Raw genomic sequence first — 13,049 nt, forward strand, 5'->3', positions numbered from 1 at the left:
TCCAGTAGCACTGATCGTCGGCAGAGTCCGCGATCGGCTGCGCCCCACCGGATCCGATGGCTGCCAGGCACGATGGGGCAGGACCGATGGACGTCGGCGGCGATCGCCTCGGGCGCACGGACGAAGACACCAGCCTCGCAGCACCGTCGAGGTGTGACTCAGCGGTCGAGCAGGGCGACGCATTCGACGTGGTGGGTGGCGGGGAAGGCGTCGAAGGCGCGGAGGTCGGCCAGGTGGTAGCCGGCGTCGAGATAGAGGCCGAGGTCGCGGGCGAACGACGCGGGGTCACAGCCGATGTGGACGATCCGGCGGGGGTCGGCGTCGGTGACGGCGGCGACGATCTCCTTGCCCGCGCCCGCGCGCGGCGGGTCGAGGACGACGACGTCCGGTGTGCCCGCGGCGCTGTGGGTGCGCACCCAGCGTTCGACGCGGTCGGCGCGCAGGTCCAGCCAGGGCAGATCGCGCAGGGCGGCGATGCCGTCGGCGACGGCCGAACGCGCCGATTCGACGGCCGCGACGGCGCCGGTCTGCCCGGTCTGCTCGGCCAGGCGCGCGGCGAAGACGCCGACACCGCTGTACAGGTCCCACCCGGACCCACCTGGCGTCAGCCCCGACCACTCGGCGACCAGGTCCGAATAGCATTGCGCGGCACGATGATGCGCCTGCCAGAAGCCGGTCGCCGCCAGTTCCCAGCGTCGCCCGGCGACGTACTCCACCGCCCTGCCGGTCCCGGCCATCACCCATTCCTCGCGCGGCGCGTTGGTGGCCGACTTGCGCGCGGCCGCGCGGTCGCGGACCGCCCCACGCTCGTCACCGCCGGGGCCGCCGGATTCCCGGCGCCGGGTGGGATGCTGACGACCACGCCCGCGACCCGCGCCACGCCGCGTCTCCGGACGGCCACCGGCCTGGACGGTGTCGGGCACCGCGGCCAGCTCGACGATGTGCCGCACTCCGTCGCCGTCGACCGCGACGACCAGGTCGGCGCCCGGCGTCCACAGCCGGTCCGCGACACCGTCGAGCGCGCCGGCGACGGGCTGCGGGCACCGCAGATCCGGGATCACCGCGGTGCTGCGGAAACGGTGCACCCCGGCACGACCTGCGCCGTCGACGACCAGCCGCAGACGGGTCCGCCAGCCACCGGTCACCTCGCCGGAATCACCGGCGATCGGCTCGACCGTCACGTCCCGCTCCACCCCGGCCAGCCTGCGCAGCTGATCGGCCACCACCGTCGCCTTCAGCGCGCGTTGCGCGGCGGGCGTGGCGAAGGAGAAATCACAGCAGCCCGCGCCGCCGGGACCGGACACCGGGCAGGTCGCCGGCACCCGATCCGGGGACGCCTCGATGATCTCGACGGCATCGGCGCGGCAGAACGACCCGCCCCGATCCTCGGTGACCCTGGCACGCACCAGCTCACCCGGCAAGCCGTGGCGCACGAACACCACGCGGCCCTCGTGCCTGCCGACACAGAAACCACCGTGCCCCGGCGGCCCGAGCCGGATCTCGAATTCCTGTCCGACCCACTCGCTCATCCGCGGCGGCCCGGCTCGAAACCGCGGCGCACCGAACCCGGCGCGTTCACGTCGGCGGGCTGTTTGGCGTGCGCGGAGGAACTGAGCTGCCACGGCACGCTCGTCACCATCACGCCCGGTTCGAACAGCAGCCTGCCCTTCAACCGCAGCGCGGACTGGTTGTGCAGCACCTGCTCCCACCAGTGGCCGACCACGTATTCGGGGATGAACACGGTGACGACATCGCGCGGGGCGTCCTTGCGCACCCGCTTCACGTAGTCCAGCACCGGCTTGGTGACCTCGCGGTAGGGCGATTCGATCACCTTGAGCGGCACGTTGATCTCGCTGTTCTCCCATTCGCGCACGAGTTTGCGGGTGTCGGCGTCGTCGACGTTCACCGTCACCGCTTCGAGGGTGTCGGGCCGGGTCGCGCGGGCGTAGGCCAGGGCGCGCTTGGTCGGCAGGTGCAGCTTGGAGACCAGCACGATGGAATGAGTGCGGCTGGGCAGCACACCGTCCCAATCGGATTCGTCGAGCTCACGCGAGACCGAGTCGTAGTGCTTGCGGATGAGCTTCATCACGATGAAGATCGCCACCATCGTGATGATCGCGATGTAGGCGCCGGCGAAGAACTTGGTGACGAGCACGATCACCAGCACGGTGCCGGTCAACGTGAGGCCGATCGCATTGATCACTCTCGACCGCTTCATCTTCGCCCGCTGCGCCGGATCGGTCTCGGTGCGCAGCAGCCGCGTCCAATGCCGCAGCATGCCGGTCTGGCTGAGCACGAACGAGACGAACACACCGACGATGTAGAGCTGGATGAGCTTGGTGACCTCGGCGTCGAACAGCACCACGAACGCGATCGCCGCGCCCGCGAGGAACAGGATGCCGTTGGAGAAGGCCAGCCGATCGCCGCGGGTGTGCAGCTGACGGGGCAGGTAGCGATCCTGCGCCAGGATCGAGCCGAGGACAGGGAAACCGTTGAACGCGGTGTTCGCGGCCAGCACGAGGATCAGCGCGGTGACGATGGTGATGAAGAAGAAGCCGATCGGGAAGCCGTGGAAGACGGTCTCGGCGATCTGGGCGATCAGTGTCTTCTGGTGGTAGTCGGCGGGCGCGCCGACCAGGTTCGACGTGTCGTGGGCGTAGACGACCCCGATCCTCTGGGCCAGGATGATGATGCCCATCAGCAGGACGATCGCGATGGAACCCAGCAGCAGCAGGGTGGTCGCGGCATTGCGCGACTTGGGTTTACGGAACGCGGGCACGCCGTTGCTGATGGCTTCCACACCGGTCAGCGCGGCACAGCCGGAGGAGAAGGCGCGCGCGATCAGGAAGGCGAAAGCCAGACCATAGAGGTGCTCGTTCTCGGCGTTGAGCCCGAACCCGGCCGACACGGCCTGGATATCGTCACCGAGGACGTAGAGCCGGAACAGTCCCCAGCCGAGCATGACGGCCATGCCGAAGATGAAGGCGTAGGTCGGAATCGCGAACGCCTTACCCGACTCCCGGACACCGCGCAGATTGATCGCGGTGAGCACCGCGATCGCCACCACCGCGAACAGCACCTTGTGCGTCGCGACGAACGGGATCGCCGAGCCGATGTTCGACGCGGCCGAGGAGATCGACACCGCCACCGTGAGCACATAGTCGACCAGCAGCGCGCTACCGACCGTCAGACCGGCGGTCGGCCCCAGGTTCTTGGTCGCGACCTCGTAGTCACCGCCACCGGACGGGTAGGCGTGCACGTTCTGCCGGTAGCTGGCGACCACAACGGCCATCACGAACGCGACGGCCAGCCCGACCCACGGCGCGTACATGTAGGCCGAGATGCCCGCCGCCGACAGCACCAGGAAGATTTCCTCCGGCGCGTAGGCCACCGAGGACATCGCGTCGGAGGCGAACACCGGAAGAGCGATACGCTTGGGCAACAACGTGTGGCCGAGCGAATCGCTACGGAACGGCCTGCCCAGCAGCACGCGCTTGGCTGCCGTCGTCAACTTGGACACCGGGCTGAGCATAGAGGAGTTCACCGGTACCTTCGCGCGCACGTTCGCCCCGCCCTGCGCCGGTGTCGTGATTGTTTGCGCCGCCTCGCCCAGGGGAAAATGGGCGATGGGAGCATCCGGCGGGTACGGTCCTTGCCGGACGCCACGGGTTCGGCAAGGAACGAGGGTGCACGGTGTACGTAGTGATCATGGGGTGCGGACGGGTCGGCTCGTCGCTGGCGCGCGCCCTGGTCCGGGTGGGACACGAGGTCACGGTGATCGACCGCGATCCCAGCGCGTTCCGCCGCCTGGGTGAAGGGTTCACCGGGCAGGAAGTGGTCGGTGTCGGTTTCGACCGGGATGTGCTGACCCGCGCGGGAATCGAGCGCGCCGACGCCTTCGCGGCCGTGTCCTCCGGTGACAACTCCAACATCATCTCGGCCAGGGTCGCCAGGGAGATGTTCGGCGTCGAGCGCGTCGTCGCCCGGATCTACGACGCCAAGCGCGCCGAGGTCTACGAGCGGCTCGGCATCCCCACCATCGCGACCGTGCCGTGGACCACCGACCGGTTCCTGCGCACGCTCATCGGCGACAACTCGACCACCACCTGGCGTGATCCGACGGGCGCGGTGGCTGTCACGCAACTCACCCTGCACGAGGACTGGTCCGGACGCACCGTGCGCGATCTGGAACGCGAACTCGGGGTGCGGGTGGCGTTCATCCTGCGCTTCGGCCAGGGTCTGCTGCCCGAATCCAAGACCATCGTCCAGGCCGACGACGTGGTCTACGTCGCTGCGACGTCCGGCAGTGTCGGTGAGGCGGTCGCCTTGGCCGCCAAGGCTCCCCTGAGCGAGGACTGAACATGAAGGTGGCCATCGCCGGAGCGGGCGCCGTCGGGCGCTCGATCGCCAGGGAACTGCTGCGCGGCGGGCATCGGGTGATGCTGCTCGAACGGCAGCTCGACCACATCGACCCCGCGGCCATCCCCGACGCGGTGTGGGTGCACGCCGACGCCTGCGAGCTGTCGCTGCTCGAGAACGCCCAGCTCGAGACCTACGAGGTGGTCATCGCGGCCACCGGCGACGACAAGACGAACCTGGTGCACAGCCTGCTCGCCAAGACCGAGTTCGGGGTGCGCCGGGTGGTCGCGCGCGTCAACGATCCGCGCAACGAATGGCTCTTCGACGAGTCGTGGGGTGTCGACGTGGCGGTGTCGACGCCGCGGCTGCTCGCCTCACTCGTCGAGGAAGCGGTGTCGGTGGGTGACCTCGTCCGGCTGATGACGTTGCGGCAGGGACAGGCCAACCTGGTCGAGATCACCCTGCCCGCCGACACCCAGCTGGCGGGCAAGCCGGTCCGGACCCTGGTGATGCCACGCGACACCGTCCTGGTGACGATCCTGCGCGGCGGCCGGGTGATCGTGCCGCAGGCCGACGACCCGTTCGAAGGCGAGGACGAACTGCTGTTCGTCACCTCGGTGGAAGCCGAAGAGGACCTGCGCCTGACGCTGGCCACCCACGGCATCAAACCGTAACCGCGCTCAGGCGACCTGCAGCTCCGCGCGCAGCTTGTTCAGCGCGCGATGTTGCATCACCCGCACCACGCCCGGACTCGTGCCGATGGCCTCGGCGGTCTGCGCCGCGCTCCAGCCGAGCACGATCCGCATGACCAGCACCTCGCGGTGGTTCGGCGCCAGCACCCGCATCAGCTCGCGCGTGGCCGCGCCGCGTTCATGGGCCAGCGCCCACTCCTCCGGGCCCGCCGCGACACTGGCGGCGTCGGGCAGCTCGGCCATCGGGTAGGCGGTGTGCCTGGCGCGGCGGAACGCGTCCGACACCTTGTTGGCGGCGATGCCGTAGACGAAGGCCAGGAACGATTTGCCCTGGTCGCGGTAGCGCGGGATGGCGGTGACGGTGGCCATCAGCACTTCCTGGGTGACATCGTCGCTGGTGACGGTGAGATGACCGGTGGCGCCCATCCTGGCCGAGCAGTAGCGCCGGACCAGCGGATGCACCAGGCGCACGATCTCGGCGACGGCGCCGCGGTCACCGGCCGCGGCGGGCGCGATCAGTGCGTCCAGCTCGGCTCCGATGCGCTTGCTCTCCGACAGCACGGAGGCGGAGTTCTTCGATGCGCCGGAGAGACGGTGCTCGGGAGCCATCATGGTCGCCGGTCCTTTCACGATCACTGCGTTTTCAGTTACGCATTGATCGTGCGACGAACTCGGCGGCCGGACCAGACACCCCAGGGTGGGTAGATCCCCACCTCCCGCGGCACTTCGGCCACGGCTCAGGCGTGCGCGGAATCCGTTCCGGCGCGGGCGGAATCGGATTTCCCGACCGGCAGGTGACCCGCGCGGCGCACCGCCCACACGGTGACCACCAGCGCCACCGCCGTCAGCGGCCAGCCCATGCCGATCCTGGCCACCGCCAGCCAGGTGGTGTGGTCGGTGTCGTAGAGCTGCGACTGGACCAGGTAGCGGGCGCCGAACACGACCACCCACACGACCGTGGCCAGGTCGTAGAGCCTGCGGATGCGGCGATCGCCGCGCCAGGCGGTGCCGTGCCCGTTGAGGGCGCCCCAGATGACGCCGACCAGCGGCCACCGGAACAGGATCGACACCGCGAACACACCCGCGTACACCAGGCTGGTGTAGATCCCGAACAGGAAGTAGCCCTTGGCCTCCCCCGTCCTGGACGCGATGAACGCGCACACGCCGACACCGAGGAAACCGGAGATCGCCGGCTGGATCGGGCTGCGGCGGAACAACCGCCACCCGAGCACACCGGCGGCCACACCGAGGGCGGCCCAGATGGCCGCGGTGAGGCCGGCGACGGTGTTCACGGGGACGAACACGAGCACGGGCACGGTGGAGTAGATCAGGCCGCTGATCCCGCCCAGCTGCTGGAGCAGGGTCTGCTTCTGCTCCAGCTCGGCGTCGACCTCGGGGTCGACCGGGTTATCGGTCGGCACCGGCAGCGCCACGGTGGGTTCGGGGTCCGCGGCAATGCGGTAATCGTCGCTGGTGGGCATACGTCAGCTGTTCCCGCGCAATTCGTAGTAGGGGTTGAAGATCACCTTGCGGCCGTCGCGGTCGCCGACGCGACCACGGACCAGGATGCGCCTGCCCGGTTCGATACCGGGAATGCGCCTGCGGCCGATCCAGACGAGGGTGATCGCGTCGGTGCCGTCGAAGAACTCGGCCTGCACGGTCGCGCCCGCGGCCTTGGGACACGCCTCGACGCTGCGCAGCCTGCCCAGAATCGTGGCTTCCTCACCGCGACAACAGTCCGCCGCGCGCCGGGCACCGGAGGCGTCGGCCGTCTCCGCCAGCTCCTCGGCGTCGAGCTGATCGATATCGGCGGTCAAGCGGCGCCCGAGTCGACGAAAATATCCCGAGTCCGGACCCGATCCCGACTTGTGTCCGCCCGTGGATGACGACATGGCACGCTTCTCCCGCTAGTTGGCCGTACACCGCCACTGTAGATGGGCAAACGGGCGGCCGCTACGCTCGGTCCGTGTTGCGCACCCCACCCCAGCTCACCGTGGTCGCCCTGCCCGGAACCGGTTCCGACGCCGCTTTCGCCGCCCGTGCGTTCGGACCGGCCGCAGCCGCGCACGGACTGGCGTTCCAGGCCGTCGAACCGGACCCGAAGGCCGTGATCGCGAGCTGTACCGCGGCTTTGGACGCCGCCGCAGCGCGCGGCCCCGTCCTGGCCGCAGGCATCTCCCTCGGCGCCGCGATCGCACTCGACTGGGCAGCCGGGCACCGCACCGCGGTGGTCGGTGTCATCACAGCATTACCCGCCTGGACGGGCGCCGAAACCGCGTCCTGCCCCGCCGCGCTGAGCGCCTCGGTTACCGCCGGGCAACTGCGCGCCGACGGGCTGGACGCGGTGATCGAGCGGATGCGGGCGTCGAGTCCCGGCTGGCTGGCCGACGCGCTCACCCAATCCTGGCGCGGACAGTGGCCGCATCTGCCGCAGGCACTCGACGAGGCCGCCGCCTACGCCTGGCCGACGGTCGAGCAGCTGGCCGAGAGCGCGGTACCGGTGGCCGTGGTCGGCGCGAGCGACGACCCGGTGCACCCGATCGCCGTCGCCGAACAGTGGGCGGGCATCCTGCCGCAGGCGCGGCTACATCGGGTGACCCTGGACGAGCTGGGTGCCGATCCGGCGGTACTCGGACATGCCGGGTTCGCCGAGCTCCACCGCCTCTCCGCGACTTCGGCCGGTCGCGGGTAGGCGGTCGGCCTGTCGACCGGGCCGACGGTCAGGTGTGGGTCGGCGCGCTGGGCGAGTACCCGTGTGCTCGCGAAATCAGTTGTCCCGCAGGATTGCCCGCTGCTTGTCCCGCAGCGGGCACCCGTCTAGTTCAAGCCGAGCTGTTGCATCGCCGACCCGTCCGCGCCACGACGCGGCTCGTCGGGCAGCTTAGGGGGCAGCGCCGAGGTCGGTGGGGCCTGCGCGGCGGCGGCCTGCGCGGCCAATGCCTGCTGCTGGGCCAGCACCTGCTGCTGGTGGGCGGCGGCCAGCTGTTCGGCCAGTTCCTGCGGCAGCACCACCGGCAGCGGATCACGCACGGGCAGCGGCTCGTCACCGCGACGCACCACGGCATCGGCCAGGACCGCGCGCGCGGCCGTGATCAGCGGGCTGCGCTCGTCCACCGCGCCCGACGGGCCAGCGGCGACAAGGCGGATCATCCAGCGCGGTCCGTCGACACCGATGAAGCGCAGGTCGGCGCCCTCGGTGATCGCCTTGACCTCGCGACCCCACGGGCCCTTCTCCACGGCGACGCTCGCGCCGTCACCACGCAGCGATTCGGCCAGATCCGCGGCGACCGTGCGCCACTGGCCCGCCGATTTCGGCGCGGCGTAGGCGGCGACGGTGAGCCTGCCGTGCTCGGTGGCCAGGTGCACCGCCTGCGGGGTGCCGTCCGGGCTCATCTCCACCTGCAACTGCCCGCCCGCGGGCACGGGGATGACCACCGACCCCAGATCGAGGCGGCGCTCGATCATCTCGTCGGTGACCTCGCTGATGTCGTACGGCCCCGCGGCGGCATCCGGCTCGTGGTCGAAATTGCCGTAGATGCGCTCGTCGGTCGGCGCGTCGTCGAAGTCCAGGTGCGCGAAGTCGGGACGCTGGAACTCGTCGGTGTCGTACTCGTCGGAATCGGCGTAATCACCGGATTCGTCGTAGTCGACCTCGTCGTCGTAGCCCGCGTACTCGTCCTCGCGCGGTGCGCGCTTCTTCTTGCTCTTGCCGAACAGCCCCATTACGCCTCCTCGCCGGCCAGGCTGGCATGCCCGCCGCTCGACCCGTATCCGCCGGTGCCACGGGCGGTGTCGTCGAGATCGTCGACCTCGGCGAAATCGACCAGCTCGACCCGCTGCACCAGCAACTGCGCGATGCGGTCGCCGCGGCGCAGCTCGATCGCCGTGCGCGGGTCGTGATTGATCAGGCACACCTTGATCTCGCCGCGATAGCCCGCGTCGACCGTGCCGGGGGTGTTGACCACCGACAGGCCTGCCTTCGCGGCCAAGCCGGACCGGGGATGGATCAACCCGACCGTGCCGAGGGGCAGCGCGATCGCGATCCCGGTCCCGACCAGCACCCGCTCGCCCGGTTCGATGATCACGTCCTCGGTGGTACAGAGATCGACGCCCGCGTCACCCGGATGGGCACGCGTCGGCACGGGGATGCCGGGATCGAGCCGCCGCAGCGGAATCGGTGCAAGTGCGTTCACATCGGTCGAGCCTACGCGGTCGGCGCCGGACCTTCTCGTCGCCGCCCCAGCGTGGTGACCTAGTGTTGAGGGGTGCCCGACCAGCCCCATTCGCCGATCGCCGACGCCGCAGACACCGACCGCCCCGCGCCCTCGGCGCACGGTGCCTCGCCCTACCGGGAACGCCTCTGGGTGCCGCTCTGGTGGTGGCCGATCGGCTTCGCCATCGCGGGACTGCTGGCCGCCGAGATCCACATGGGAGCGCCCGGCCTGCGCGCGTGGCTGCCCTACGTGCTCCTCGCGCCGGTGCCGGTCTGGATTCTGTTGTGGATGAGCAGGCATCGCCTGGAAGTGACCGTCGCGCCCGACGGCGCCGCGGAACTGCGCGTCGACCGCGCCCACCTGCCGGTGAGCTTCGTCGCGCGCGCCGCGGCCGTCGCGCCGACGGCCAAGAGCGCGGCGCTGGGCCGACAGCTCGACCCCGCCGCGTATGTGCAGCACCGGGCCTGGATCGGCCCGATGGCGCTGCTGGTTCTCGACGACCCGGACGACCCGACGCCGTACTGGTTGATCAGTACGCGCAGGCCGGACCGGGTCTTGGCCGCGCTCGGACTCCCGAGCGCGGGCTGACCCGTCGCGTCGCTTATGCGGCGCAGTCCATGCAGATCAGCTGGCCGCCCTTCTCGCTGGCCAGTCGGCTGCGGTGGTGCACGAGGAAGCAGCTCGAACAGGTGAACTCGTCGGCCTGCTTCGGGACCACCCGAACGCTGAGTACTTCGTCGGACAGGTCCGCGCCGGGAAGCTCGAACGATTCCGCTGTATCGGATTCGTCGATGTCCACGACGGCGGACTGCGCCTCGTTGCGGCGGGCCTTCAGCTCCTCGAGCGAATCCTCCGACACTTCGTCGGATTCGGTGCGCCGCGGTGCGTCATAGTCGGTTGCCATGTCGTCTTCCCCTCAGTCCTTACTCCGTATATCCCGGATCAGTTCGATTGCCGTACCCCGCAGGGGTCCGGCGTTCGTACCGCCCCGCCGGTGGTGCACCTCACACGTACACCGGTCGCCTATCAGGGTCGATCGGCGATCGATCACTCCGACAGCGTTCGGTTAACGCAGGACATGCCCTTGTTGTTCCCGCGACCGACCACAGTTTCACCGGTGATTATTCGATCTGGGCGGGCAGACAATAGCGGACCTACGGACAAATGTCGCAATCAAAACCCGGCCGAGTCGAAACCGACGACGAATCTTCACCTGGTGGGAAACTCGCCGAGACATCCCGCACTCACACCCGGCCGCCGGACTCGTAGAGTGAGCGCGTGGTTTCACTGATCACCGAAGGCAGCGCGACCGATCGCGACGGCACACCCTTCCCGCGACGGCGGCCCGAGCTCTGGCTCGCGCTGGTCCTCGTGCTGGCTCTGGTGAGCCTGCTCGTCTGGATCACGGCGTTTCGCACCCATGACGACAGCAACGAACCGATGGCCTGCAACGCGCCGAGCACGCCGACGGCCACCAACGCAGCCCAGCCCGCGCCGCTCGGCACGCGGGTCGGCCTCTCCCGCCTCGACGAGGTCGATCCCGCCGCGCTGGCGGAGTCGAAGGTCAGGGTCTTCAACGCCAACGGCAAGAGCGGCCAGGCGGGCAACATCGCCTCCGCGCTGGGCGACCTCGGCTTCGCCGGCGCGCCGGGGACACAGGTCGGTAACGATCCGGTCTATGTCAGCGGCGACCTCAACTGCACCGGGCAGATCCGCTTCGGCGTCAACGGCAGGCCGGCGGCCGCGTCGGTCCAGCTGGTCGCGCCGTGCGCCGAACTGATCGAGGACCCGCGCACCGACGATTCGGTCGACCTGGTTCTCGGTCTGGCCTTCGGCGAATCGCTGCGGCCCGGCGCCGACGCCGAGGCTGTCCTGCGGGCGTTGAAGAACCTGGCGCCCGGCGCCAGCTCGTCCTCGATCGATCCCGCGCTGATCGAGGCCGCCCGCGACGTCAAGTGCTGAGCCCGCGGTCCCGGCCCTGACGCCGGGACCGCCCTCGCGGTTCAGTCCGGCAGCGCCTCGGTGGCGCCGACGCGCTCGAGCAACGTGGTCAGCTCCCCGGCCACTCCGGGGGCGGCCACGATCGTGATCTCGCCCGCGGCACCGCCGACGGTGACCTCGGGGACGCGCACGACGGCGCCCGCCTCGGCGGCGATCAGCGCGCCCGCCGCCCAGTCCCACGCGTTGAGGCCGTGCTCGTAGTAGGCGTCGAGTTCGCCCGCCGCGACATGGCACAGGTCCATGGCCGCCGCGCCGAGCCTGCGGATGTCGCGGATCTCCGGGAGGATCTCGGTCAGCAGCTGCGCCTGCCGTGCCCGGCGCTGCCTGCCGTAGGCGAAGCCGGTGGCCACCAGGGCCACCGCCAGCGAGTCCTCGCGGGCACAGGTCAGGATCGTCGCTGCGCCGTCGGCGCGCACCGCCGTGGCGCCACCGCCACGCGCGGCGCTGTAGGTGGTCGCCGTCGCCACGTCGACCACCGCGCCCGCGACCGGACTGCCGTCGCGCACCGCGGCCACCGAGACGGCGTAGCCGGGCAGCCCGTACAGGAAGTTGACGGTCCCGTCGATCGGGTCGACGACCCAGGTGACGGTGCCAGGCGCGCTCGCCCCGACATCGCCGCCGCCCTCCTCGCCGAGGATCGCGTCGGCGGGCCTGCGCTCGGCGAGCAGCCCGCGGATCAGCTGCTCGGACTCCGTGTCGACGACGGTGACGGGATCGGTGACGTGTCCCTTGGTGGCCACGGCGCCCTCGGCGGGACCGCCGTCGGTGAACACCTCGGGTCTGCGGGCACGCACGTGCGCTGCGGCCGCTTCGGCGAGTTCCACGGCGAGCGAACGCAACTCGTCGTACTCGGCGGCGACGGTGGGGGCGGTGGTCTCGAAGGCTGTGGGTTCGGGCACCACTCCATGGCATCACATGCCGAGTCGACTCGCCCGGGACGTGACTACCGCTACTCTTTGTCAGGCACATCGACCGCACGAGCGAGGGGTTGAACCATGTCTGCTCGAGGGCACGCCTTCGGCATCGATATCGGCGGCAGCGGCGTCAAGGGCGCGGTGGTCGATCTGGCCACGGGCTTGCTGACCCACGACCGGATCAAGATCGCCACGCCACAGCCGTCCACCCCGGACGCGGTCGCCGACGCGGTGGCCGAGCTCGTCGCGCAGGCGCGGTGGGACGGACCGGTCGGCCTGACCCTGCCGTGCGTGGTGCTCGACGGGCACGCCAGGACCGCCGCCAACGTCGACCACGGGTGGATCGGCACCGACGCCCGCTCGCTGTTCGGCAAGGCGCTGGGCGGGCGTGCGGTGACGGTCCTCAACGACGCCGACGCCGCCGGCCTTGCCGAGGACAGCTACGGCGCCGCCGGTGCCCTCACCGGGCTGACGCTGCTGCTCACCTTCGGCACCGGCATCGGCTCGGCGCTGATGTACAACGGCACCCTCGTGCCCAACTCCGAACTCGGCCACCTGATGGTCACCGGCGCCGAGGCCGAGCACTTGGCCGCCGCCTCGGTGAAGGACCGCGAGGGCCTGACCTACCCGCAGTGGGCCGAGCGGGTCAGCACGGTGCTGCGCCACATCGAGGACCTGTTCTGGCCGAACGTGATCGTGGCGGGCGGCGGCATCAGCCGCGATTATGAGCAGTGGATCCCCTTGCTCACCAACCGAACTCCGGTGATTCCGGCCGTTCTGAAGAACACCGCGGGTATCGTCGGCGCCGCCATGGCCGTCGAGATGGGCATCGCGCCGTAGTGCGGCGCGCAGGGCGGCGCAACGCCTCG

At 70.3% G+C, this 13,049-nt stretch carries 15 protein-coding genes; 6 read left to right on the plus strand and 9 right to left on the minus strand.

Annotated features, from left to right (window positions below):
- Window positions 1-158 precede the first annotated feature (158 nt).
- Window positions 159-1,529, minus strand: a complete 1,371-nt coding sequence (locus ACWF82_RS25395; RefSeq protein ID WP_452505028.1) for a class I SAM-dependent RNA methyltransferase — start codon at window positions 1,527-1,529, stop codon at window positions 159-161.
- Window positions 1,526-3,520: an APC family permease gene (locus tag ACWF82_RS25400; RefSeq protein WP_452505030.1), complete on the minus strand. Its 1,995-nt coding sequence runs from the start codon at window positions 3,518-3,520 to the stop codon at window positions 1,526-1,528. The genes ACWF82_RS25395 and ACWF82_RS25400 overlap by 4 nt, the downstream gene beginning before the upstream one ends.
- A gap of 173 nt (window positions 3,521-3,693) precedes the next feature.
- Between ACWF82_RS25400 and ACWF82_RS25405 the strand changes: the two genes are divergently transcribed.
- Both ACWF82_RS25405 and ACWF82_RS25410 read left to right on the plus strand, forming a co-directional pair.
- Entirely contained in the window at window positions 3,694-4,359 is a 666-nt protein-coding gene (locus ACWF82_RS25405; protein WP_378854333.1) for a potassium channel family protein, read from the plus strand.
- 2 nt (window positions 4,360-4,361) lie between these two features.
- On the plus strand, window positions 4,362-5,033 hold the full coding sequence (locus tag ACWF82_RS25410) for a potassium channel family protein (RefSeq protein ID WP_452505032.1): 672 nt from the start codon (window positions 4,362-4,364) through the stop codon (window positions 5,031-5,033).
- 6 nt (window positions 5,034-5,039) lie between these two features.
- On the opposite strand, the gene ACWF82_RS25415 is transcribed toward ACWF82_RS25410, so the two are convergent.
- From ACWF82_RS25415 to ACWF82_RS25425, 3 genes are all read right to left on the minus strand, one after another.
- Window positions 5,040-5,660, minus strand: coding sequence for a sigma-70 family RNA polymerase sigma factor (locus tag ACWF82_RS25415; protein WP_452505131.1), 621 nt, complete (start codon window positions 5,658-5,660; stop codon window positions 5,040-5,042).
- A gap of 128 nt (window positions 5,661-5,788) precedes the next feature.
- Complete coding sequence (locus tag ACWF82_RS25420) at window positions 5,789-6,532, minus strand: DUF3159 domain-containing protein (RefSeq protein ID WP_452505034.1); 744 nt, start codon at window positions 6,530-6,532, stop codon at window positions 5,789-5,791.
- A 3-nt stretch (window positions 6,533-6,535) separates the two neighbouring features.
- On the minus strand, window positions 6,536-6,943 hold the full coding sequence (locus ACWF82_RS25425; RefSeq protein ID WP_189023975.1) for an OB-fold nucleic acid binding domain-containing protein: 408 nt from the start codon (window positions 6,941-6,943) through the stop codon (window positions 6,536-6,538).
- 74 nt (window positions 6,944-7,017) lie between these two features.
- Here ACWF82_RS25425 and ACWF82_RS25430 point away from each other — a divergent pair, with 74 nt between their 5' ends.
- On the plus strand, window positions 7,018-7,743 hold the full coding sequence (locus tag ACWF82_RS25430) for an alpha/beta fold hydrolase (protein WP_452505036.1): 726 nt from the start codon (window positions 7,018-7,020) through the stop codon (window positions 7,741-7,743).
- Window positions 7,744-7,868: 125 nt separating this feature from the next.
- Here ACWF82_RS25430 and ACWF82_RS25435 read toward each other — a convergent pair whose 3' ends face one another.
- Window positions 7,869-8,768 (minus strand): DUF3710 domain-containing protein, encoded by a 900-nt coding sequence (locus ACWF82_RS25435; protein WP_452505133.1) that lies wholly within the window; start codon window positions 8,766-8,768, stop codon window positions 7,869-7,871.
- A 5-nt stretch (window positions 8,769-8,773) separates the two neighbouring features.
- A complete protein-coding gene (gene dut / locus ACWF82_RS25440) occupies window positions 8,774-9,244 on the minus strand; it encodes a dUTP diphosphatase (protein WP_379306175.1) in 471 nt (156 codons plus the stop codon).
- Between the two features lie 96 nt (window positions 9,245-9,340).
- On the opposite strand from dut, the gene ACWF82_RS25445 reads away from it, so the two are divergent.
- Window positions 9,341-9,853, plus strand: coding sequence for a DUF3093 domain-containing protein (locus tag ACWF82_RS25445; protein WP_452505134.1), 513 nt, complete (start codon window positions 9,341-9,343; stop codon window positions 9,851-9,853).
- Window positions 9,854-9,866: 13 nt separating this feature from the next.
- Here ACWF82_RS25445 and ACWF82_RS25450 read toward each other — a convergent pair whose 3' ends face one another.
- Complete coding sequence (locus tag ACWF82_RS25450; RefSeq protein ID WP_218716942.1) at window positions 9,867-10,169, minus strand: DUF4193 domain-containing protein; 303 nt, start codon at window positions 10,167-10,169, stop codon at window positions 9,867-9,869.
- A 374-nt stretch (window positions 10,170-10,543) separates the two neighbouring features.
- Here ACWF82_RS25450 and cei point away from each other — a divergent pair, with 374 nt between their 5' ends.
- Window positions 10,544-11,227: an envelope integrity protein Cei gene (cei, locus tag ACWF82_RS25455; RefSeq protein ID WP_452505038.1), complete on the plus strand. Its 684-nt coding sequence runs from the start codon at window positions 10,544-10,546 to the stop codon at window positions 11,225-11,227.
- 41 nt (window positions 11,228-11,268) lie between these two features.
- On the opposite strand, the gene ACWF82_RS25460 is transcribed toward cei, so the two are convergent.
- A complete protein-coding gene (locus ACWF82_RS25460; RefSeq protein WP_452505040.1) occupies window positions 11,269-12,165 on the minus strand; it encodes an inositol monophosphatase family protein in 897 nt (298 codons plus the stop codon).
- A gap of 96 nt (window positions 12,166-12,261) precedes the next feature.
- On the opposite strand from ACWF82_RS25460, the gene ppgK reads away from it, so the two are divergent.
- On the plus strand, window positions 12,262-13,020 hold the full coding sequence (ppgK, locus tag ACWF82_RS25465; RefSeq protein WP_452505041.1) for a polyphosphate--glucose phosphotransferase: 759 nt from the start codon (window positions 12,262-12,264) through the stop codon (window positions 13,018-13,020).
- Window positions 13,021-13,049 lie beyond the last annotated feature (29 nt).

Source organism: Nocardia sp. NPDC055053 (genome assembly GCF_053608285.1).